This is a genomic window from Pseudomonas caspiana, from assembly GCF_002158995.1.
Classification (GTDB): domain Bacteria; phylum Pseudomonadota; class Gammaproteobacteria; order Pseudomonadales; family Pseudomonadaceae; genus Aquipseudomonas; species Aquipseudomonas caspiana.
This window is the reverse complement of record NZ_LOHF01000002.1, coordinates 498,800-521,080: the sequence shown is the minus strand read 5'-3', so window position 1 is coordinate 521,080 and position 22,281 is coordinate 498,800. Positions and strand designations below refer to the sequence as shown.

Genomic DNA, 22,281 nt, shown 5'->3' with positions numbered 1-22,281 from the left:
CTATGACGCCAAGCCGTTCGTGAAGATGGGCGCTCCTTATTTTCAAATAAAAGATTTACTACGCCAGCACGGCGTCCAGGCATTCAGTAGCAACTACGCGCTTTATGGCGACATGAGTGAAAGGGTCATGACGGTTATTGAATCGATGGTGCCTGCCGTCGAGGTCTACAGCATTGACGAAGCATTTGCTGATCTCACTGGTATGCCCGGCGACCTGACGGCGTTTGGTCGAACGATCCGCGCCGCGGTGCATCAATCAACCGGCATTCCGGTCGGCGTAGGTATTGGCCCGACCAAGACTCTGGCCAAGCTGGCCAACCACACAGCCAAACGATTGCAGGCCAATACGGGAGGGGTAGTGGACATCTGCGACCCATTCAAACGTGACTGGGTGCTTCGCAACACTGCCGTATCAGAAGTGTGGGGCGTCGGCCGTAAAATGAACGCCCACCTTGAAGCAATGAACATCCTGACGGCAATGGATTTGGCCAAGGCCGATCCTACAATGCTCGGAAAGAAATTCAGTGTCGTGATCGAGAAGACCGTCCGCGAGCTCTCTGGGATCAGTTGCCTTGAGCTGGGCGAGGAAGAGCCGCCAAAGCAGGAAATTTGCTCCAGCCGGATGTTTGGCAAGCGTCTGGCCACTATCGAACCTATAAAAGAGGCGGTGGCCACCTATGTCCAGCGGGCGGCGGAAAAGCTCCGGGCACAAAACTCCCTGTGCAAGAAGATCAGGGTCAGCATCCGCACCGGCATGTTCAACCCCAACGAGGCGAAGTATGCCAATAGCGCGCTTGTTGAGCTGCCTTACCCCACTCACGATGTGCGCCTTATGACTAAGGCCGCGACCGAGGCAGTCGACCGGCTGTTCCGGCCGGGATTCAACTACAGCAAGGCCGAAATTCTTCTGATGGATCTGCGACAGCCTGGCGAATTTACTGATGACCTTTTCGCGCCGTGCCAGCCGCAGGCGGCGGAAAAGGTGATGGGGGTATTGGACGAAATCAATCAGCGGTGGGGGCGAGGGACGCTTCGCACAGCGAGCGTGCCCTCTGATCCTGATTGGGGAATGCGGCAGGAGATGATGAGTCAGAGTTTCACAACTAGGCTAGATCAGCTCTGGACGGTGAAATGCAACTAGATGTCGTTTGGATTGGGGTGCAGAGAATTGAACTATTCGATAGCATTTAAGATGAAAACCGTTATGTAGCGGGCGCTAAATAAATCTTCTGTTTGGTTGCTTAGAAAAATTGCATCATAAATAGATAAGGAATTGAATATAAGAGAATAAAAACGCTACTAGTCTTTTGTTATGGTGGCAGCCATATGGTAGTTTGGGAGATACTCCGCCAATCCCCCGCGGAGGCATAAATGAGGACTGATCGGCGTCGCCATGATTAATACCCCGCCCGGAAGGGCGGAGTATGACAACTTTCTGATTTACTTTCAAAAATATCGATGGCAGTGACTAAGTCAGATTTTTGAAAAGGCCTGTATTTGATAACGTTTTTTCGACGATACCAAGTTGTCAGATACTGCATAGACGCGGGTGGAGCATCCAGGGCCGAGATAATAAACTTGAATATCACACTCACTATTATTCCAGTTTGGAGACATTCCAAAACAGTCTAGCCCGCTTGAGAAAGTCAACTGAAGTCTATTACCAAGATGGATGTGCCGATCATGCTTGTCAGAAAGCTCTTTAAAGTCGGGGTAATAGCAATTAATGGATGCTTTAGGTTTAATCCTTTTTAGTCTATCTGCTGTTTCAAGCTTGGTTAGCAAAGAGTGTTTTTCAAATTCACTAATAATGGTTATTGAAACATCGTCATGTGCATCGCATATTACATTCTCAAGAAAAGTCAAGCTTGAGTCTTTAAAGAAGCGATCGTAAACTATGATTTGTTTTTCTTGGTTAAAGTATTTTCGCACTATGTTGTGCTTGTAATTAGTGGTGGAATTCAGTAGGTATGATTCAATGATGCTATGTCCACTCAAAGAGGAAAAGTCGATTTCGGATGATGGCGTACACAACTTAAGGCCATATTTTTTCGCTAGTCTTAATAGTTCTTCGAATTCTTCAAACTTAAATAGGGTGTGTCCGTGAACGTAAGCGGCACCAACATATTCTTCATGTAGTCCATTCTCCGGGTTTATTCCGTAGTACTCAAGTTCTTGATGATTCACCATACGCCATCGGCTGGGGCTGTCATATACCCGCTTAAGCCAGTCGCGTGCCATTCCAGTACCATCACGAGAGATTTTAGAATCATAATCATCAATGATTCCAGCAGTAATCGCGATGATTGATGGTCTCAGCGCATCCTCAAGATCGCTGTTACATCCGGAGAAAGCAGCAACTATGCTTTCAGCATCAATAGCCATCCTCATTTTACGTCCTCCGGTTTCTTAGGGAGGGATGCGTTTTCTGAAAAGTTCATTACTTTGTTTCTTACAAGTTGACTTGATATATTGTAGCTTTCGTCGAAAAATCCTCTTGGCCAACCACCATCTATCTCACCCCACTGATTGAGGTTCATTACCTCGAATGAATCATCTTTGTTAAAGTAATATATCTTCAGGTCTTCACTTGCCAGAGATAGGCTATCTAATATTTTTGGATCGGATTTTTTAACGGTTGTATTGGATATGTGAAGTTGCAATCCTTTTAAGATGTGCTCACTGTGCGTCTCTATGATAAATTTCACGCCAGTTTTTGCAGCAGCAGTGAGGAACTTTGCAAATGCCACTTGAGCCTTGGGGTGGAGGTGGAGTTCAGGTTGCTCGATGATAAGCGTCTCTCCCGCATCCATTGCGGCTGCTTGTACCAGTATTGGCAACACTTGTGAAAATCCAAACCCGACGTCTGCTATAGAGTCTATTCGTTCCGAATTTCCGACCTTCAATCGGACAACGTCCTCACTTTGCTCGGTTGCCACACTTTGACCGGGAAATATCATCTCGAACCATTTTGTAAAGTTATTAAACTTTTGCTGGTTTTGTCTTTTGCTAGTTTTATCTTTAGTGTGCAGAGTCTGAAGTCGGGACAGTGCGAATGGCGTATTCTCTCCGTTGATGCCGACATTGGAAGCTTGGTTTGATATCTTGTAACTACGAAACGGTGTCATCCTCAAAGGGCCAAGATAATGAACTGACGAAAGGGTGTTTTCAATCTGGTCGATCGACTGGTTGAATATGTATCTACCTAAATTATCCGCTTCGTCGTAAGTTTGTTTTTTTGTAGCTTCTAAAGTGAATTTTTGATGGAGGTGAACGCTCTTGCTTTTTTTACTTATAATTTGAAGAAGGTTAGGGTGGAGCTTATCCCATTGCTGATATACCCCTAAATAACATAGTGGGTGAAGCGAAAAATTGTACCAACTCCGTGTTTTGAGTCTGATGATTGTTATTGCTTCAACTTCGGTTGAAAATGCAGGAACTTTGTATCCGGGGTTAATTTCGCCGATCGACTCTTTTAGCTTAGGGTGGTAAACATGTTCGGTCAGCGAGTACAGCCTGGCTTGATTGGTCTCGCTATCAAAGTCGTAACAAAGTTTCATTGTGCCGATGCATGGGGTTTTAGTTTTTCTGCCTGTACTTAAAGTGTGATTGTTGATACTGGTTATGGATATGCCTAGACGGTTTCTTATATTGTGATCTTTGATGTAGTCCTTGTAAAATCCTAAATCTACGTATTCACCATGAGCGCTCCACATATGATATTTGTTCTGTGAAGAGAAAGTTTGCATCAGCGCTAAGAGAGCTCGTATAGCTGAGGTTTTTCCAGAGCTATTCTCGCCATAAATTAATGTGATTGGTTGTCCTAAGTCGAGTGTCAGTTTGGAAAACTTTTTAAAGTTTTCGAGTTCTATTTTTAGTAAGCTCACTCTGCAATTCCTTTTGTGGGTACGATGTCAAAATACTATAATTTATATATTTATTTAAGTCTTGTCTACTGGGCTTGGTTTATGATCTCTCATGAAGTTACTCTTGCCGTCGCTAGTTGAATCTCGCGGACGGTCAAAATTCTGTCAGAAGTGGGCGACTTCGTAATTAGGTTACCTTGCTGGTATTTTAGTCCTCACGTCGCCCAGCTTTCTCAGAGAGATACTTACCTATATACCAGATGCATCTTCCAAAGTTATGAATCAGTTGCTCTCCTTGCCTTAGGAATGAGTGACTCTGGTCAACTCCGGCGAGCTTGATCGCATTTGTAACCTTGGATCCTGTCGGATGCGCATCGCCGACACGCATATCGTAGGTGCCAGCAATTTCAGCAAATACTTGACGAGCTTTATCGGCTCCAATTTTATTGGATAATATATCTTGCAAAAGTTTGTTTGAGCCAAGTCTATCCTTTTCTACATGCGTTGAAATTTTACGTAGTTCACGGATGTTTAGCCGGTCCGAAAATACTCGTATAAGATCTTTTGCCAGTCTCAGTAGGGATGCTTGATCTTTACTTGCAAATCGAGAGATTTGCTGCTTGGTTTCCAAGTCATCTATGTCGTGAGTGAATAGCGAAAAATGGTGTTCCTTCCGAAACTCCTCCTCTAGTAGCCGCATGCTTTGGAAAAGTAGGTCCTCAACGGCTTGTGTAGGTGCTGGCTGGGTTTTGACCTGCGAAGCTAGCAGTTCACCGGACACTTTTCCTTCCGGGGCAACATTATGCGCGGCCCAAATGTGCTGTTCCCAGGAAGCAAGGCGGGCGATATCATAAGCATATACAGTAAGTAGGTCGGCAGAGTTAACCCCAAAATGAGTGTTATAGCCTGAGGTAGAGTGAATTCCACCTGTTTCTGCGGTGTACCACACAAGCTTGAATCCGCGATTGTAAAGAAGCTCAGTAACTACACTTGTACGGAACCATAACCAGCGGCCTATGTCTTCGTTATTAAGTTCTGACGATGTTATGCGGGTACCGTCAGTCTCGACAATAAATTGAGGCAGATTTGTATCCCTATCTCCACGAACTCGCATGCTTCTAGATTGATGATCTACCCATTCATCTCGCCAAAACTCTCCTTCGACCCTGACACCTTCATAACCTCCACGGTGCCCTTTTGAGCTTTCATAGTCGGTATTGGTTTCATCTTCTGCACTCATCACAGGAGCATCTTCATCCTCGTCGACGTCTGTTCGCCAGGCACGAAACATCGCCCAGCTCCCCCCGAAGACGTCGTTAATTTTACGAATGAGGAGCTCAAATCGCCCATCATCTCTTTCCGACTTGTGGTCTTCTAGATCTGAATAATTGCTTTCCTCAAGTGAAGCCACATTTTCCACTCTCTGCCGGTAATAAGAAAGGCGTAGGGAGAGGTTTCTCGCGGCCAAATAGTCGAGTAAGAATTCTCTCTTTATCTCGATCAGACGATGTTCACCGCTTTCGTCAAAACTCTCGCGTGCAACAACGAGGAAATTTTCTTCAGGTCTGACCCAGTTCGAACCTTCTTTAATCAGCCGCAGCGCCACAATCAGATCCGGATTCAATATCCACTGTCTACCACCAACAACAGGTTGTGGATGCTCGAAAACCAAGTTCACACCTAGCGGCTCTTTATCATGGTACTGGAACTGATCAATGGGTGCGTAATAGCCATCTGGGTATGCATAGGGCGCAACAGTATGACCTATTCCGATATCACTCCAACCCAAGCGGCCTTCAATAAATTCTCGATGCTCTGGTGGAAATGCTGCAGATCCACAACCAAAATATTCACTGAGGTAACCTACGTCTTTTACATTGCCTTGCTCGCTATTTATGGATGCTCTCAATGGAATCCAAGTTGCGCTAGAGAATGCTCTGCGAGTTTCTTTTGTTAAGAGTATCCATTCTTGATTCATGGCTAATTTTCCATTTTTAGTAGATTGCGATATTTATTTAGTGCAGCCAAGCATATACATATGAAATAGTTGTAAGGTGATGAATTCAGCCCTAACGTCGCATATTTCACTGGGTTACCTGTAAGCCTTTGAAACAACGACCTTATTAATTGAAACGCGCGTTGGCGCTGACGGGGATGCTGCGGCTGTAGACCCAGAGAATACGAAGTCGTTTAGCAAATGTCTACGGTCGATATTGAGGAAACGGAATCGCAACACCAGTCACCGCTTCTGAGCAATTCGGTTGAAAAAGTCGGTGTTCAAAACAGTCGTAACTTTGATTGGTGAATGTGCTTTTTGGAGAAGGACGCGGCCCGTGCTTACGAGCTTGACGTAAATGCACACGTAGTACATCTCAACGGGCTTAATGAGCTTATCTCGGCGGCCTGTGAATTGAGTCATTTTTGGGCCGTATTAAAGAGCCACCACCCAGTTCAACCGGCTTTGCCTTTCATTCAGGCGTATTCCACTGCTCTGGGGCTATCAACATCAAGCAGCTGACCTATGAAGACTGGCGAGATCAGTGGTTACCTGTCTTCCAAGAGCGCTGCCGAACAATATCCGACATCCGACCGGGAACCTGTGTGACGAATGCGTGGCCAGCGACGCAAAAAGAGAGGGAGGCCAGCATATTTTCGAGAATGATGAGTACCAGCCTGACTACGGCGAAACCTGTGAGTGGTGCGAACCAAGGACGAGGAAGAAGCTCTGGCTCGGGGCGACTAGCTGGACATTAGTTAATCACCCCCAACAAGAAAACCACCTCTGCGGGACTTTTTTTGGGTCCTCTGGAAATCAGAACTCTGATAGTTGGCTAATCAACGTGAAGTACGGTTTTTGGTTGTTTGCGGCTTGTAGCACCATGGAAATGACGTTCCGAAAGAATTGGCCTAGGGCGCGCGCGGTGCGCAGGGCACCTTCAACGCTGTAGTTTAGGAGCGCTATAATCTGTATGTGACTGTTTTTAAATGAAAAATCTGTAAGTTTGAAAGCTGCTGACTCTGGCTCTCCTTGGAAAGATTTGGTATGTGAGGTAGGCGCAGATGAAAAGATGGTGGTACAGAAGTGGTACGAAGAATATCTGGCTCTCGTACAGCGCAAGTAAACCAACGCCTGAGCTAAAAGTAGTTCCAGTCCATCATGGGGCAAATGCAGCGGTAGTAGGCCGCGTAATCGGGCTGTTCAAGCAAGGGCTTACGCTTGAGCCTGTGTAATCCCGTGAGTTCGATTATAGCCCCCGTCCGGACTGAAACCGTCAGGTGCTTCTGGTGGTGAGCCATTCTCTGCGCGCGGGGCGGATAACGGTTAGGGGGCCACGTTGCGAGCTCTGGGGGCGACTGATTACAAGGAAGATGCTTTAAACAACAATATCAATCAGTTAGAGACTTTCTTCTTACGTGGCACATCGATAAAGCCTAGGTGATATTGAGGCAAGATGCTGCTTGTTACGTGTGCTTTTCAGGCAGAAAAGACCAGCCTAAGCGGGTTTTTCGTTTCTGTATTCAACCAAATAGTTCTGAATGGCTGCCAAGATCAACGAAGGTAACCAGGTCTCCGGATAGCTGGTACACAAGCAAGAAATCTCCACCTATATGGCATTCTCTGGACCCATCCCAGTCTCCCGTCAGCTCGTGATCTTCATATTCCGCTGGCAGGGTCTTACCTTGAAATATCATGGCCATTACGTCTGACGCAGCGGTCATGTCACGCACACCAGCTCGCTTGTACCGGTCCCAAGATTTATTAAAAGTGCTTGTATACGTGCAGCGCTTAGGCCGCGCTGCGCGCTTTGTGTTTACTTTTTTCGGAGGTTTCGCCATTCAGGTCACTCAACATCTCATCCATAGAGTTGTACTGACGGCGGATTTCACGAGCTTCTTCAAGAGCTTTAGCCGTTCTGGCTGAAGGCACACGAACGTCAAACGGAAGCCCTTCGACTTCGACGACTTGACGAAAGAACAAGCGCATCGCATCGCTAATGCTAAGACCGCAAGCGTCTAGAACTGCGGTGGCTCGCTCTTTTAGATCCGCATCAATCCGGCACCGTACGTCGGTATTTTTCAGTAGTGTTGCCATAATATCACCTTCCACAGGTTTGTAGCTACATTGTGCCTACATTAGTCTCGGATAATAACTATGTCAACCCGCTGCCTAAACTGACGCCTTAAAGTGCGCCTAAGTAAGATTGTCGTTGGCCGTTCGAATAACGGGACATTCGTTAAATAGACTCCCACGGCGATACCCTCGCTGGGAGACCTTTGGTCATCTGGTGGACCCCAATCGGGTGGAGTGTGGTACACCAAGGGTACGGTGCAGGGTTTTACCGGGTCGTTACCTCATTCGAAGTGATCAGACATGCCCGACACACAAACACCGTTCGGTGTCCTGCGGGCGCTTGATGCCTGTGAATTGTTGATCCCTCCGACGGACCGTCTGGATAGCCGGGTGCTGGCGCATTCCAGACGCTGGCAGGTCGTGGGGACTTTCATGCGCTGCGTGAGCTGTGGTCACTCACAGAAAGCGAGCGACGGCGCCCGTCCTTTTCCCCACCATCCGGACTGCCGAGCCTTGATCGAGGCACAAGACTTTCCCTGGCGCGAACTCGCTGACGTTTTGAAGGCATTGCCCACCTAGGGGTCGAAGGATGAAGACCGGGATCCACCAAGAAACCTTGCGCGCCATGCTCGAGGCCGTTGCGGTGCGAGAGGTGCTGGTCAGCCGGCATGGAGAGACGTGGAGCTTGGCGATTCGCCTGGGCGGCGCAGGCAGTCGCTGGCTGTCGGAGCGCTGGCGTCGAGAGTCGTGCGCACCTTGGCCAGCCTGACGGCGTAGCTCGTTTTACCAAGTCGTCGTGGAACCGTGGTGCACTGATTGAAGATTGCATTACTTAAAAGTACATTTAATAGTACATAAATCTAAGCTGCTTCGATTTATCCCAGTATATAAGGGGGTAATTTCAACAAGTTAGATTCCTGTTTTCGGCACCGCAGACCCAAAAAGCCCGATCCAGATGGATCGGGCTTTTGCGTTTGTGCGGTATAGCTCATGAGTGATGCCCTTGAGCCGGCTGAACTCAAGCATAGGTTCCTGACACGCCGCGGTCGCGGGGCCAACCCAAGCCCCTGTAGGAGTGAGCTTGCTCGCGATGGCGTCCTGTCTGGCAGTCCCTTACTGAATAATTCACCGCCATCGCGAGCAAGCTCACTCCTACAGAGGCCGTGTTTGCTCCGCGACGGGGGTTACAGGTTTTGTGTCGTTGTGGGAGTCCCGGTTTACCTCAAAGGCTCAACCGCATCGACAAATCCACCGCCTTCACATCCTTGGTCATCGCGCCAATCGAGATGTAGTCCACACCTGTTTCGGCAATTACCAGCAGCGTGTCGTCGTTGATCCCGCCGCTGGCTTCCAGCTTTGCCTTGCCTGCATTGAGGCGAACGGCTTCGCGCATGTCGTCGAGGCTGAGTTCGTCGAGCATAACGATGTCGGCTCCGGCATCCAGCGCTTCGCGCAGCTCGGCGAGACTTTCCACTTCGATCTCCACCGGTTTGCCTGGGGCGATCTTGTGCGCAGCGTTAATGGCCTGAGCGATCCCACCACAGGCAGCGATATGGTTTTCCTTGATCAGGAATGCATCGAACAACCCGATGCGGTGGTTATGGCAGCCGCCGCAAGTCACCGCGTATTTTTGCGCGAAGCGCAGGCCCGGCAAGGTTTTACGGGTGTCCAGCAGCTTGACCTGGGTATTGGCGACCATGTCTGCGTAATGCCGCGCTTTGGTCGCGACGCCTGAGAGCATCTGCAAGAAGTTAAGCGCGCTGCGCTCACCCGTCAGCAACGAACGCGCTGGACCTTCCAGGTGGAACAGCGCCTGGTTCGGCTGCACACGATCGCCATCCACCACCTGCCAGTGCACCGCAACTCGCGGATCCAGTTGGCGGAATACCGCATCCACCCAAGCCGTTCCGGCAATCACTGCGGCATCTCTGGAGATAACCGTGGCTTTGGCGAGACGTTCGGCGGGGATCAACTGAGCGGTGATATCGCCACTGCCGACATCTTCCAGCAACGCACGGCGCACGTTGGCTTCGATTTCGGCGGTGAGGGTGGCGAGTTGTAGATTCGGCATAGCGGACTCCATTTCAGGTGGGCCGAGTATAAGGCAGGTTGCCCCCGGAACTCACGGCACCCCATCTATAACGGGCCTCTGCGGTTCTCAAACGAATGACAGTTGGTCGGTTTTTTACATTCCGTTGCGATGGATTGCATTTTTCGCGGTCTACCCCTGCACGCGTCAAACCGCCAGCGAGCGGCGAAATGTAAAGAAGCGGGCAGCGCTGGCAAATTGGATATATTTTGAAAGATGATGCGACTTGTAATTGACGTCACGCTTTTGACGTGTAGCGAAATGAATTGGGGGATCGCCTCGCAGGTAAGGGAAGATGCCCGGCATGCGATGAGATCGAGGATGCCTTCTGGCAGGTGGCTTGATGCAAAACGACGAGAATGTTGTGCCGTTAACTAAAGCAAATACTGACCAGGCGGCTAATTCGTCCCTCGCGCGGTTGCCCGTCGTTTTGTTGCAGGTTCGCGACAAGGCTGCTCAGCAACTCAAGGATGCTTTGCAGGAGCTGTTCGATAATGCGGATGACACGCTGTTCGAGATGGCGGATCGCGCGCACAACAATTCTGAGCAAAACACCTTCTTTGAAGCCATGCGCGACCTGCGCCTCAAGCGTAAAAGCATCGAGCGCGCGTTTCTCGACAAGTTTTACGACGCCTTTTTACGCCTTGGCCAATATCAGGTTACCGAGCCGGTCATCGCCGCGCCGTTGTCGTTCGACAAGCTTTCGCTGGTGCATAACGACGATCTGGAAAAGACCGTGGCCGTCGATGCGATGGTCACCAAGGTCCTTAGCCGTGACGGCACTGCGCTGGCCCAATTGACCACACGCCTGAACCAGTTGGTTACCCAGCCCTTGAGCAACGAAGCCAACCCGATGGGGCCGGCGATGTTGTGTGATTATTTCTTGCAGGCCGGGCGCAGTCTCGGCGTGGGCATCAAGGTCAAACTGATCTTGCTCAAGTTGTTTGAAAAGTATGTTCTGGCCGACGCTGATGACTTGTACGGCGAAGCCAACCAACTGCTGATAGCCACCGGCGTGCTGCCTGAGCTGAAAGCCGTGCCTGCGCGTCGCTCTACTGATCGCAGCGCCCGGCCAAGCCGTAGCGTCGAGCCATTTGCCGATCCGGCGCTGGCCCAGACGGCAGACAAGCTGGACAAAGGCGTCCAGGACGTTTTTTCTGCTTTGCAGGAGTTACTGCTGCAGGTGCGCGGCAACCTTGCGCCGCGTCACGAGCCAAACGCCGAATCACGGCCTATCTCTAGCCATGACTTGCTGCGTCTGTTGTCACATATGCAGCAGTACGTCCCTTCTTCGGATCTGCCCGACGATTTCGACCTGCGCAATCAGCTCGAACAACTGCTCACTCGCGTCAGCATGAAGAGCGGCAAAGTCCGGGTGGTGGGTGTCGGTGATGAAGATGTAATCAATCTGATTGCGATGCTTTTCGAGTTCATCCTGGATGACCGTAACCTGCCATCGTCGCTGCGTGCGCTGATCGGTCGGTTGCAAATTCCGATGCTCAAAATCGCCGTGATCGACAAGAGCTTTTTCAGTCGTGGCAGCCACCCGGCGCGGCGACTGCTTAACGAAATTGCCTCGGCGGCACTGGGTTGGGGCGGGCGTGATGACTATCAACGCGACTCGCTCTATGTCCGCGTCGAGCAGATTGTGCAACGCCTGCTGAACGACTTTGTAGACGACCCGGCAATCTTCTCCGAGCTATTGGTGGATTTCCTCGCCTTTACCAGCGATGAGCGTCGTCGCAGTGAGTTGCTTGAGCAGCGCACCCGTGATGCCGAAGAAGGTCGGGCGCGTGCCGAGCTGGCCCGTCAGCGGGTGCAGCAGGAATTGAATCAACGCCTGCTGGGCAAAATCCTGCCCGAGGTGGTCGTGCGTTTGCTGCAAGAGGCCTGGAGCAAGGTGTTGCTGCTGACCTGCCTCAAGCATGGTGACGACTCTGTTGAGTGGCAGGCCGGCCTGGCCGCGATGGACGATCTGATCTGGAGCGTCGAGCTGCATGAAGAGCCGGAAGCCAGGCAGCGTCTGCTGGATCTGGTGCCTGGCTTGCTCAAGGCGTTGCGTGAAGGCCTGACCAGCGCCGCGTTCGATCCGTTCGCCACCAGCGAATTCTTTAGCCAGCTGGAAGCGTTGCATGTGCAAGCGTTTCAGCATTTCTCGCGTCAGCAGGATGAAGCAGCCCCTGGCGTGCCGGATTCCGCTGAAGCCGAGGATGCGCACGGCCCGGCGATGATTCAGGTGGTCGAGGAAATCGTCTTGATCGCGGCTGGCGATCAACCGTTCAACGAACCTGCACCACGCTTGCCGGAAGACGACGCAGGTCTGGCGCAGGTCGATAAACTGCGTTTGGGCGGCTGGGTGGAAATTCAGGAAGACGAAGAGCACAAGCTGCGTTGCAAGCTGGCTGCCATCGTTGAGCCGAGCGGGCGTTATGTCTTCGTCAACCGCACCGGCATGAAGGTTCTGGAGAAGACCCGTATGGGGCTGGCAATGGAATTCCGTCGCGGCACCATCCGCATGCTCGACGACGCGCTGCTGTTTGATCGCGCGCTGGAGTCAGTGCTGGGTAATCTGCGCAAGCTCAAGGGCGCATAAGGTTGCACCGCACAAACCTGTAGGAGCCAACTTGTTGGCGAGGCTTTACGTCTGACATCGCCTCGCCAGCAAGTTGGCTCCCGCACATGAACGCCGCGCCAGACCATTCCTACCCAATCCTCATCCATTTACACCCTCCCTATTTTGTTCATAGCGGGCATACTTGCCCTCTTTCGATTTATCCGCGCAAGGAACCTTCATGCAGCTCGATTGTGCAAGCGGCTGGTGCCACGGCATCCATCACTGCCCATCGCCCAACTTCAATGCACGCCCTGCGGGTGAAGTCTCATTGTTGGTGATTCACAACATCAGCCTGCCGCCTGCCCAGTTCAAAACCGGCAAGGTGCAGGCTTTTTTTCAGAACCAACTGGATGTCACCGAGCATCCGTATTTTGAAGGGATTGCAGATCTACGCGTGTCGGCGCATTTTCTGATTGAGCGGGACGGGGAGGTGACTCAGTTCGTTTCCTGTCTTGATCGGGCGTGGCATGCAGGCGTGTCGAATTTTGAAGGGCGGGAAACGTGCAATGACTTCTCCATTGGTATCGAGCTTGAAGGCACCGATGAGCAGCCGTTCACCGACGCGCAATACTCGGCCTTGATAGATCTGACTCGCCAGTTACAGTCTGCGTATCCGGCGATCAGCAGTGCACGGATCTGTGGCCACAGCGACATTGCGCCAGGGCGAAAGACTGATCCGGGCCCATTTTTTGACTGGTTGCGTTTCAAAGCGGCCTTGCAGGCTTGAAGTGAGGGACAGGTAAATGAGTTTTCTGGTGTTACTGCTGGCAGTGTTGATCGAGAAGTTTTCTGCCCTGCGTGAGCGAGTCCAGCGTGACGGTATGTGGCGAGCCGAACTGGCCAGGCTTGAAGCCAGTCCGCGTATGGCTTCACATCCCTGGCTGATTCTCGGGCTGAGCGTCCTGCTGCCAGTATTGCTGTTGGCATTGATTCTGGTGGTGCTGGGCTCGGTCGCCAACGGCTGGCTGGCACTGCCGGTGCATTTGCTGGTCTTGATCTACAGCCTGGGCCGGGGCGATCTGATCGCCGCTCTCGGGCCGTTCCGCGATGCGTGCCGTCGCGGTGATGCGCAGGCAGCGGTGCACGTTGCTGAACGCGACATGGGTGTACTGGCGGACAACAGCGAAGAGTTGCTCAAAGGCGTGCAGGGCCATTTGTTGTGGCAGGCCTATCAAAGTTTCTTTGCGGTGATTTTCTGGTACTTCCTGCTGGGGCCGGTCGCCGCACTGGCTTACCGTTTGCTGGCACTGGCTGCCGAGCACGCCAAGACGCCCGGAGTGGCGGAAAACGCCGCCCAATTGCGCCACGCTTTCGACTGGATTCCGGTTCGTCTGCTGGCGGCGAGCTTCGCCTTGGTGGGTAACTTCGTTGCGGTCAGTCGAGTCATGCTGCACGAACTGCTCAACTGGGACATCAGCGCTGCGCAACTCATTGCGAAAGTAGGCTGCGTGGCAGGTGAGGTACCTGCGCCGGTGGTGGGGGCCGAAGGCGTAAACAGCTTGGATGTGCTGTGGGAATTGCTAATCCGCGCCGCGATTGTTTGGTACGCCGGGTTTGCGTTGTGGACGTTGCTGGTTTGAGCTTTCAACGCTATCGATCTGTAGGAGCTGCCGCAGGCTGCGAATAGGGCGTGTCCGATGGTTTGCCTTCGCAGCCTGCGGCAGCTCCTACAGCGACGCTTTCCAATTCAGTGACTTTGCTGTTCGTTCCACCCAAACAACTCACACGCATTCCGTGTACTCACCTCAGCCAACCGCTCAGGCGCAACATTCATCAACCCAGCCAGCGCCTTACAAATATCCGGCAAATGCTCCGGGCTGTTGCGTTGGCCGGGATACATGGCCGGGGCCATGTCGGGCGAGTCGGTTTCCAGCACGATGCTGTCCAGTGGCAGCTCAGCGATCACCCGGTGCATGCGCAGCGCTTGTGGCCAGGTCGCGGCACCGCCAAGGCCGAGTTTGAAACCCAGCTTGATGTACTCCCGCGCTTCTTCTCGACTGCCGGCAAACGCATGGATGATGCCGCTGCGCCTGAGTTTGAAACGCTTGAGCGTGGCGATCACATCCGCATGGCTGCGGCGAACATGCAGCAGCGCGGGCAAATCAAAATCCGCCGCGAGTTGAAGCTGCGCCTCGAACACATCCTGCTGACGTTGACGATCGAGGCTTTCAACGTAGTAATCCAGACCAATTTCTCCCACCGCACATAATTGCGGGTGGCCTTGCAGGCGAGTCAACCAGTCGGCCAGTTGATCGAGGTGTTCCGGCTGATGCTCGTCGATATACACCGGATGCAGACCGAACGCGGCGTGCAGTGACGGGTTCTCCAGCGTCAGGTCCCAGACGCGCTGCCAATTGCGCTCATACACACCCAACACCACCATGCGTTCGACGCTCAGGGTTCGGCAGTGGTCGAGAACCGCTGCGCGATCGGCGTCGAAATCATCGAAGTCCAGATGAGTGTGGGTGTCGATGAGCCTCACCTTCAATCCTCGTGAATGCGCTGTTTGAAGGTCCGTACGATGGCGTGTACGCCCGGCTCGTACTGGTTTTTTTCAATCGCGGCTAACGCAAGATCCAGCGCAGCGCTGGCGATCAATTGATGTTGTTGCGCCATGGCGTTGACCGGCAGCGGCAGGAAGTCCAGCAACTGCGTGTCACCAAAGGTGCCCAGGTGGAACTGGTCCGGATTCACCGCGCGACGTTGCAGTACATCGAAAACGCCCTGCAACAGCACGTAAGAGGTGGTGACCAACGCGTCCGGAAAATATCCAAGACGGTCAAAAATGCCCTGCATCAACTGTTGGCCGCACTGCCTGCTGAACGCCTCGCCGTGCTCGATGATCACCGCGCCTTCAAAGCCAGCCAGCGCATCCTCGAAACCGCTGGCCCGGGCCCGGCTGATGCTCAGCTCCGGTCGGGCGCCAATCAGCGCGATGTGCTTGGGGTGGGTTTGTAGCAGGCTGCGGGTTAGTTGCAGGCTGGCGTCATGGTCGTCACTGACGACTGAGCAGAAGTGTTTGGGGTCCATTTCCCGGTCGATAGCGATAACCGGCAAGCCTTTATCCTGCAGCTCGCGATAGCTGTCGTCGCTGGCTGGCAGGCAGCTGGCAACAAACAGCGCATCGCAGCGCCGGGCCCGGAACAGCTGTAACAGTTGCAGCTCACTGATGGGATCATCGTCGGAGCTGGCGATCAGCAGCTGATAGCCGTGCGCGCGTGCACCTTGTTCCAGCAACTTGGCGATCCGCGCATAACTGGGGTTTTCCAGGTCGGGCAGGATAAATCCAAGGGTTCGCGTATGACGGCTGCGCAAGCCCGCGGCCTGAGGGTTTGGGCGAAAGCCATGTTCTTCAACCACAGCTTGAACGCGCTCGACAGTGGCGTTGCTGATGCGCTGCTGTTCGGCCTTTCCGTTGATCACGTAACTGGCCGTGGTGACGGACACTCCCGCCAGACGTGCAATATCACTGAGTTTCACTCGTGATTCCTTTTGTTATGGATGCCTCATCAGAGAAGATTCTCACCGAAAGTGGCTGATCTGCACAGCAGACCATGGTCCACCTCAATGTTCTCAGGTTTATTTACGCTTTGCCGGTCAACATTGGACCGGGTGCACTTCAACCGATGGAGATAATCGAGTAACGTGCCGCTCAATTAGATTAAACGTTTCAGCAACTATATTTGTTGCTGCTGTCTTAGGGATACCTCTGATCGTTTATCTGTTCCATCACCTAAGCTGTCGATCAGTTCATGATCGTTCTTAAAACAAGAATCAGGCGCTTGCCCGCGCTGTACAGGAGACAGGCATGCTCGAGCTCACCGTTGAGCAAATATCCATGGCCCAGACGGCTGTGGATAAGTCCGCCGCTTTGCAACTGCTTGCTGATTTTCTGGTCGCCGATGGCCTTGTCGCCGAAGGCTACCTGACCGGTTTGCAGAACCGCGAAAAGCAAGGCTCGACCTTTCTCGGTCAAGGCATCGCAATCCCTCATGGCACACCAGAGACCCGCGATCAGGTATTCGCCACCGGCGTACGCCTGCTGCAGTTCCCGGAAGGCGTTGATTGGGGCGACGGCCACATGGTGTATTTGGCCATTGGTATCGCGGCCAAGTCCGACGAGCATTTGCGCCTGCTGCAACTGCTGACGCGAGCCTTGGGCGAAACCGATCTGGGTGAAGAGCTGCGCAAAGCTGACAGCCCTGACGCCCTGCTCAAACTGCTGCAAGGCGCACCGCAAGAGCTGGCCCTTGATAGCCAGTTGATCAGCCTTGGGGTTTCTGCCGACGATTTCGAAGAACTGGTCTGGCGCGGTGCACGTTTGTTGCGTAAAGCCGACTGCGTCAATAACGGCTTCGCTGCCGTGCTCCAGCAGGTCGAAGCCCTTTCTCTGGGTGATGGCCTGTGGTGGCTGCACAGCGAACAGACCGTCAAGCGTCCAGGCCTGGCGTTCGTTACACCGGACAAACCGATCCGTTACCTCGGTCAGCCGCTCACCGGGTTGTTCTGCCTCGCCAGTCTGGGCGAAGCACACCAGACGTTGCTTGAGCGTTTGTGCTCTCTGCTGATTGAAGGCCGCGGTCATGAGCTGGGTCACGCCACCAGTAATCGTGCGGTACTCGAAGCCCTGGGCGGCGAAGTGCCTTCCGAGTGGCCGACCCAGCACGTGACGCTGGCCAACGCACATGGCTTGCATGCTCGTCCGGCGAAAATCCTTGCGCAACTGGCCAAGGAGTTTGACGGCGATGTTCGCGTTCGCGTGCTGGACACTGGCGAGAGCGCTGTCTCCGCCAAGAGTTTGAGCAAGCTGTTGAGTCTGGGGGCGCGTCGTGGTCAGGTGCTTGAGTTCATCGCCGAGCCGAGCGTGGCCGCCGATGCGTTGCCTGCTCTGTTGGCTGCCGTCGAGCAAGGGCTGGGTGAGGAAGTCGAGCCGCTACCCACAGCGTCATCGCCGACACCGGTTGCTGCGGTCGTCGCCAAAGAGACAGCGGCTCCACTGGATGGCGCTCAAATAACTGCGGTTCCGGCGTCGCCGGGTATCGCCATCGGTCCTGCGCATATTCAAGTGCTGCAAGCCTTTGATTACCCGCTGCAGGGCGAATCTGCCGCGATCGAGCGCGAGCGTCTGGAAAAAGCTCTGGCGGAGGTGCGTCAGGATATTCAGGGCCTGATCCAGCGCAGCAAGGCCAAGGCAATCCGCGAGATTTTCATCACGCACGTCGAAATGCTCGACGACCCTGAGCTGACCAACGAAGTTATCTTGCGCCTGAGGCAGGGCGAAAGCGCCGCAGCGGCCTGGAACAACGTGATCGACAGCGCCGCGCGCCAGCAGGAGCAGTTGAAGGATGCGCTTCTGGCGGAACGCGCAGCGGATTTACGTGACGTCGGCCGTCGGGTTCTGGCGCAGATTTGCGGCATCGAAACCCTGGTCGCGCCGGACGAACCCTACATCCTGGTGATGGATGAAGTGGGTCCGTCCGATGTGGCGCGGCTTGATCCTGTGCAGGTTGCCGGCATTCTGACCGCGCGTGGCGGCGCGACGGCGCACAGCGCAATTGTTGCGCGCGCACTGGGCATTCCCGCGCTGGTTGGCGCCGGTGATGGCGTGTTGTTGCTCAAACCGGGCACGATGCTGTTGCTCGACGGCCAGAAAGGTCGCCTGACCGTTGCCCCGGATGCCGAAACGTTGCAGCGCGCTGCAGAGGATCGCGATAACCGCGAACGACGCCTGCAAGCCGCCGCCGCGAAACGTATGGAGCCCGCGCTGACCCTCGATGGTCATGCGGTTGAAGTCTTCGCCAACATTGGCGACAGCGCCGGTACACCGGCTGCGGTGGAGCAGGGCGCGGAAGGCATCGGCCTGTTGCGTACCGAGTTGCTGTTCATGGCCCACTCACAGGCGCCGGATGAGGCAACTCAGGAAGCGGAATACCGCCGCGTGCTGGACGATCTGCAAGGTCGCCCGTTGGTGGTTCGTACGCTGGACGTAGGTGGCGACAAACCGCTGCCTTACTGGCCAATCGACAAGGAAGAAAACCCGTTTCTCGGTGTGCGCGGCATTCGCCTGACCCTGCAACGACCGCAAGTCATGGAAAGCCAGTTGCGCGCGTTGCTGCGTGCTGCTGACAACCGCCCTCTGCGCATCATGTTCCCGATGGTCGGCACCGTTGAGGAATGGCGTCAGGCACGGGACATGACCTTGCGTCTGCGCGAAGAAATCCCGGTGGCGGACTTGCAGATCGGCATCATGATCGAAGTCCCGTCAGCCGCCTTGCTTGCACCCGTGCTCGCCAAAGAAGTGGATTTTTTCAGTGTCGGCACCAACGACCTGACCCAATACACCCTGGCCATCGATCGCGGCCACCCGACCTTGTCGGCTCAGGCTGACGGTTTGCATCCAGCGGTCTTGCAATTGATCGACATCACCGTGCGTGCGGCCCATGCCAACGGCAAGTGGGTCGGCATCTGCGGTGAGCTGGCGGCTGATCCGTTGGCGGTTCCGGTGCTGGTAGGGCTGGGCGTCGATGAGTTGAGTGTTTCGGCGCGCAGCATTGGCGAAGTCAAAGCCTGTGTACGTGAACTGAATTTGAGTACCGCTAAGCAACTGGCGCAAAACGCGCTGACGGTGGGCAGTGCCGCCGAAGTTCGCGCTCTCGTGGAGGCTTTGTAATGGCCAAGATACTGACCCTGACCATGAACCCCGCACTGGACCTGACTGTGCAGTTGGGGCCGTTGCAGCTCGGGCAAGTCAACCGCAGCGAAGCCATGCTCAGCCATGCGGCAGGCAAAGGTTTGAACGTTGCCCAGGTGCTAGCTGACCTGGGGCATCAAGTGACCGTCGCTGGCTTTCTCGGCGTCGACAACCAGCAACCGTTCGAGGCGTTGTTTACGCGTCGCGGCTTTGTCGATGAGTTCGTTCGCGTGCCGGGGGAAACCCGCAGCAACATCAAGCTGGCAGAACAAAGCGGACGTATCACGGACCTGAATGGCCCTGGCCCGATGGTCAGCGAGGATGCGCAGCAAGCGTTGTATGCCCGTGTCGAACAGATCGCGACGCAGTTCGACGCGGTCGTGGTTGCAGGCAGCTTGCCGCGTGGTGTCAGCCCGGAATGGCTGCACAAGTTGCTGGTACGCCTGAAAGATCTCGGTCTGAAAGTTGCGCTGGACAGCAGCGGCCTGGCTTTGCGTGCAGGGCTTGCGGCGGGTCCGTGGCTGATCAAGCCCAATACTGAAGAGCTGGCCGATGCGCTGGATGCGCCGATCATTTCCATCGCTGCTCAGGCCGAAGCTGCCGCCAGCCTGCGCGCCCGTGGCATTGAACACGTGGTGATCTCGCAGGGTTCTGAAGGCGTGCATTGGTTCAGCGCTGAGACTGCGTTGCAGTCGCTGCCGCCGAAAGTCACCGTCGCGAGCACGGTGGGTGCCGGAGACTCGCTGCTGGCGGGCATGGTGCACGGGTTGCTCAGCGGTCATCCGGCTCAGCAAACCTTGCGCACTGCCACGGCGATTGCGGCCATGGCGGTGACCCAGATCGGGTTTGGTATTACCGATAACGCACAGCTTAAAAAGCTTGAAGGCGGCGTGAACGTGCGCACTCTGGCGGAAAAATAAGGGAGCCGGCCACTGCATGGCCGGTGCAGGAGCTCCCGAAGGCTGCGATCAGGTGTGCCAGATACATCGCGATCGCAGCCTTTGGCAACTCCTACAGAATGCATTCCAATCAACTTGGTTATGCGCTGTTTAATAAGAGAGGCCAGGTAATGAAATTAGCCATTGTGACAGCCTGCCCAAATGGCAAGGTCAGCAGCGTTCTCAGTGCGAGGCTGCTGGATGCCGCGGCCCAGCGTATGGGCTGGAGCACCAGCGTCGAAGTATTTGATCCGCGCAACCCGACACAGGTTTTGTCCGCGCAGGAAGTCGCCGACGCAGACTGGATTCTGGTGGTCAACACCGGCGAAGTCGATCTGTCGCGTTTCGTGGGCAAGCGCCTGTTTCAAGACTCTCCCGCTCACGCGCTGCAAGACGTGGACGGCTTTCTGCATCGTGCGGCCGAGCAGGCCAAAGTCTACGAGGCTCCCGTTGCGACAGCCTCTGCAGCGCCTTCTGCTGTGAGCACCGGCAGTGTGCCGCGCATTGTCGCAGTCACTGCGTGTCCGACCGGCGTTGCACACACGTTCATGGCAGCCGAGGCAATTCAGCAAGCCGCCAAGCGTCTGGGTTATGAGCTTCAGGTTGAAACTCAAGGCTCGGTAGGCGCACGTAATCCCCTCAGTGCTCAAGCGATTGCCGACGCTGACGTGGTATTGCTGGCAGCCGATATCGAAGTCGCCACCGAGCGCTTCGCGGGTAAGCGTATCTATCGTTGCGGCACCGGTATTGCCCTCAAGCAATCCGACGCAACCTTGAAGAAGGCCTTGGCTGAAGCTCAGGTGGAATCCTCTGGCAGCACCTCGAAGGAGCCTGCCAAGCAGGAAAAAACCGGCGTCTACAAACACTTGCTCACCGGCGTGTCGTACATGCTGCCGATGGTGGTGGCGGGCGGTTTGCTGATCGCGCTGTCATTTGTTTTCGGCATCGAGGCTTTCAAAGAGCCGGGCACGCTGGCTGCGGTGCTCAAACAGGTGGGCGATGCTGCGTTTACGTTGATGGTTCCTTTGCTGGCCGGTTATATCGCCTATTCCATCGCTGATCGGCCGGGCCTGGCTCCAGGCATGATTGGTGGTTTGTTGGCGAGCACTCTTGGCGCAGGTTTCATCGGCGGGATCGCGGCAGGTTTCATTGCGGGTTATAGCGCTTGGGCAATCAGTCGCTATGTGCGTTTGCCAGCCAGTGTTGAAGCGCTCAAACCGATTCTGATTATCCCGTTGCTGGCCAGCCTCATCACTGGCTTGCTGATGATTTACGCCGTAGGCAAACCGGTGGCTGGACTGCTGGAAAGCCTGACGGTGTTCCTCAACAGCATGGGCACCACTAACGCCATTCTGCTGGGCGTGCTGCTCGGGGCGATGATGTGTGTCGATTTGGGTGGGCCGATCAACAAAGCGTCCTATGCGTTCTCGGTCGGTTTGCTGGCCTCCCAGAGCTACGCGCCCATGGCCGCTGCGATGGCGGCAGGCATGGTGCCGCCGATCGGGATGGGCATCGCCAGTTTCATCGCTCGCCGCAAATTCGCTCAGAGCGAGCGGGAGGCGGGTAAGGCAGCGTTCGTCCTGGGCCTGTGTTTCATTTCCGAAGGCGCCATTCCGTTTGCTGCGAAAGATCCGTTGCGCGTCATCCCGGCCAGCATCGCTGGTGGGGCGTTGACCGGTGCGTTGTCGATGTACTTCGGTTGCAAGCTGATGGCACCGCACGGTGGTCTTTTCGTGATGCTTATCCCGAATGCGATGAATCATGCGCTGTTGTACCTGCTGGCGATTGTTGCGGGTAGCGTGGTCACAGGCGTGACGTACGCCTTGCTCAAGCGTCCTGAGGTGGTTGAGATGGAGGTTGCGCCCGCGCAGGCTTGAATTACCCCTGCCCTGGTAATGCGATGTCCCCGGTAGGAGCGAACGTGTTCGCGAGGCGATTTGACAGACACACCGCCTCTCGCCAACAAGTTGGCTCCTACCGGTTCAATGTCTGCCCCATTGTCATATTTCCC

General features: G+C 54.4%; 17 protein-coding genes. 9 read left to right on the top strand and 8 right to left on the bottom strand.

The annotated features are described in order from the left end of the window. Positions 1-1,141 (top strand): Y-family DNA polymerase (locus AUC60_RS04775; RefSeq protein WP_087264935.1); only part of this gene is annotated, 1,141 nt, incomplete at its 5' end. Positions 1,142-1,473: 332 nt separating this feature from the next. Here AUC60_RS04775 and AUC60_RS04770 read toward each other — a convergent pair. From AUC60_RS04770 to AUC60_RS04750, 5 genes are all read right to left on the bottom strand, one after another. After that, the gene (locus tag AUC60_RS04770) at positions 1,474-2,385 is read right to left on the bottom strand and encodes a hypothetical protein (protein WP_144443226.1); all 912 of its coding nucleotides are present in this window, start codon (positions 2,383-2,385) and stop codon (positions 1,474-1,476) included. 2 nt (positions 2,386-2,387) lie between these two features. Then, positions 2,388-3,887, bottom strand: a complete 1,500-nt coding sequence (locus tag AUC60_RS04765) for a DUF3696 domain-containing protein (protein ID WP_087264933.1) — start codon at positions 3,885-3,887, stop codon at positions 2,388-2,390. A 187-nt stretch (positions 3,888-4,074) separates the two neighbouring features. Then, entirely contained in the window at positions 4,075-5,844 is a 1,770-nt protein-coding gene (locus AUC60_RS04760) for a hypothetical protein (RefSeq protein ID WP_087264932.1), read from the bottom strand. Between the two features lie 1,541 nt (positions 5,845-7,385). Further along, positions 7,386-7,703: a type II toxin-antitoxin system YafQ family toxin gene (locus AUC60_RS04755; RefSeq protein ID WP_087264931.1), complete on the bottom strand. Its 318-nt coding sequence runs from the start codon at positions 7,701-7,703 to the stop codon at positions 7,386-7,388. Beyond that, on the bottom strand, positions 7,654-7,959 hold the full coding sequence (locus AUC60_RS04750; protein WP_087264930.1) for a type II toxin-antitoxin system RelB/DinJ family antitoxin: 306 nt from the start codon (positions 7,957-7,959) through the stop codon (positions 7,654-7,656). The genes AUC60_RS04755 and AUC60_RS04750 overlap by 50 nt, the downstream gene beginning before the upstream one ends. Positions 7,960-8,238: 279 nt before the next feature. On the opposite strand from AUC60_RS04750, the gene AUC60_RS27565 reads away from it, so the two are divergent. Together AUC60_RS27565 and AUC60_RS04745 are read left to right on the top strand one after the other, a co-directional pair. Next, complete coding sequence (locus AUC60_RS27565) at positions 8,239-8,517, top strand: hypothetical protein (RefSeq protein WP_144443225.1); 279 nt, start codon at positions 8,239-8,241, stop codon at positions 8,515-8,517. Between the two features lie 10 nt (positions 8,518-8,527). Then, positions 8,528-8,707, top strand: a complete 180-nt coding sequence (locus tag AUC60_RS04745; protein ID WP_087264929.1) for a hypothetical protein — start codon at positions 8,528-8,530, stop codon at positions 8,705-8,707. Between the two features lie 453 nt (positions 8,708-9,160). Here AUC60_RS04745 and nadC read toward each other — a convergent pair whose 3' ends face one another. Further along, positions 9,161-10,009, bottom strand: coding sequence for a carboxylating nicotinate-nucleotide diphosphorylase (nadC, locus tag AUC60_RS04740; RefSeq protein ID WP_087264928.1), 849 nt, complete (start codon positions 10,007-10,009; stop codon positions 9,161-9,163). A gap of 361 nt (positions 10,010-10,370) precedes the next feature. Between nadC and AUC60_RS04735 the strand changes: the two genes are divergently transcribed. From AUC60_RS04735 to ampE, 3 genes are all read left to right on the top strand, one after another. Next, a complete protein-coding gene (locus AUC60_RS04735) occupies positions 10,371-12,620 on the top strand; it encodes a DUF1631 domain-containing protein (RefSeq protein WP_087264927.1) in 2,250 nt (749 codons plus the stop codon). Positions 12,621-12,819: 199 nt separating this feature from the next. Continuing rightward, positions 12,820-13,368 carry a 1,6-anhydro-N-acetylmuramyl-L-alanine amidase AmpD gene (gene ampD / locus AUC60_RS04730; RefSeq protein WP_087264926.1) on the top strand — a complete coding sequence of 183 codons (549 nt, stop codon included), beginning with the start codon at positions 12,820-12,822 and terminating at the stop codon, positions 13,366-13,368. A 16-nt stretch (positions 13,369-13,384) separates the two neighbouring features. Further along, entirely contained in the window at positions 13,385-14,221 is an 837-nt protein-coding gene (ampE, locus tag AUC60_RS04725; protein WP_087264925.1) for a regulatory signaling modulator protein AmpE, read from the top strand. Between the two features lie 107 nt (positions 14,222-14,328). Here ampE and AUC60_RS04720 read toward each other — a convergent pair whose 3' ends face one another. Further along, complete coding sequence (locus tag AUC60_RS04720) at positions 14,329-15,129, bottom strand: TatD family hydrolase (RefSeq protein ID WP_158099096.1); 801 nt, start codon at positions 15,127-15,129, stop codon at positions 14,329-14,331. Then, the gene (cra, locus tag AUC60_RS04715; protein WP_087264923.1) at positions 15,126-16,121 is read right to left on the bottom strand and encodes a catabolite repressor/activator; all 996 of its coding nucleotides are present in this window, start codon (positions 16,119-16,121) and stop codon (positions 15,126-15,128) included. Before cra ends, AUC60_RS04720 begins: the two co-directional genes overlap by 4 nt. 328 nt (positions 16,122-16,449) lie before the next feature. On the opposite strand from cra, the gene ptsP reads away from it, so the two are divergent. The 3 genes from ptsP to AUC60_RS04700 all read left to right on the top strand — a co-directional run bounded on the left by ptsP (position 16,450) and on the right by AUC60_RS04700 (position 22,147). Then, positions 16,450-19,311: a phosphoenolpyruvate--protein phosphotransferase gene (gene ptsP / locus AUC60_RS04710; protein ID WP_087264922.1), complete on the top strand. Its 2,862-nt coding sequence runs from the start codon at positions 16,450-16,452 to the stop codon at positions 19,309-19,311. Further along, positions 19,311-20,252 (top strand): 1-phosphofructokinase, encoded by a 942-nt coding sequence (gene pfkB, locus AUC60_RS04705; protein ID WP_087264921.1) that lies wholly within the window; start codon positions 19,311-19,313, stop codon positions 20,250-20,252. The genes ptsP and pfkB overlap by 1 nt, the downstream gene beginning before the upstream one ends. Positions 20,253-20,401: 149 nt before the next feature. Further along, positions 20,402-22,147: a PTS fructose-like transporter subunit IIB gene (locus tag AUC60_RS04700; protein ID WP_087264920.1), complete on the top strand. Its 1,746-nt coding sequence runs from the start codon at positions 20,402-20,404 to the stop codon at positions 22,145-22,147. The last annotated feature ends 134 nt before the right edge of the window (positions 22,148-22,281 follow it).

Bases quoted from the DNA above. Each gene is read 5' to 3' on its own strand.
- AUC60_RS04770 (WP_144443226.1), bottom strand. From the start codon at position 2,385: ATGGCTATTGATGCTGAAAGCATAGTTGCTGCTTTCTCCGGATGTAAC.
- AUC60_RS04760 (WP_087264932.1), bottom strand. From the start codon at position 5,844: ATGAATCAAGAATGGATACTCTTAACAAAAGAAACTCGCAGAGCATTC.
- AUC60_RS04755 (WP_087264931.1), bottom strand. From the start codon at position 7,703: ATGGCGAAACCTCCGAAAAAAGTAAACACAAAGCGCGCAGCGCGGCCT.
- AUC60_RS04750 (WP_087264930.1), bottom strand. From the start codon at position 7,959: ATGGCAACACTACTGAAAAATACCGACGTACGGTGCCGGATTGATGCG.
- AUC60_RS27565 (WP_144443225.1), top strand. From the start codon at position 8,239: ATGCCCGACACACAAACACCGTTCGGTGTCCTGCGGGCGCTTGATGCC.
- AUC60_RS04745 (WP_087264929.1), top strand. From the start codon at position 8,528: ATGAAGACCGGGATCCACCAAGAAACCTTGCGCGCCATGCTCGAGGCC.
- nadC (WP_087264928.1), bottom strand. From the start codon at position 10,009: ATGCCGAATCTACAACTCGCCACCCTCACCGCCGAAATCGAAGCCAAC.
- AUC60_RS04735 (WP_087264927.1), top strand. From the start codon at position 10,371: ATGCAAAACGACGAGAATGTTGTGCCGTTAACTAAAGCAAATACTGAC.
- ampD (WP_087264926.1), top strand. From the start codon at position 12,820: ATGCAGCTCGATTGTGCAAGCGGCTGGTGCCACGGCATCCATCACTGC.
- ampE (WP_087264925.1), top strand. From the start codon at position 13,385: ATGAGTTTTCTGGTGTTACTGCTGGCAGTGTTGATCGAGAAGTTTTCT.
- ptsP (WP_087264922.1), top strand. From the start codon at position 16,450: ATGCTCGAGCTCACCGTTGAGCAAATATCCATGGCCCAGACGGCTGTG.
- pfkB (WP_087264921.1), top strand. From the start codon at position 19,311: ATGGCCAAGATACTGACCCTGACCATGAACCCCGCACTGGACCTGACT.
- AUC60_RS04700 (WP_087264920.1), top strand. From the start codon at position 20,402: ATGAAATTAGCCATTGTGACAGCCTGCCCAAATGGCAAGGTCAGCAGC.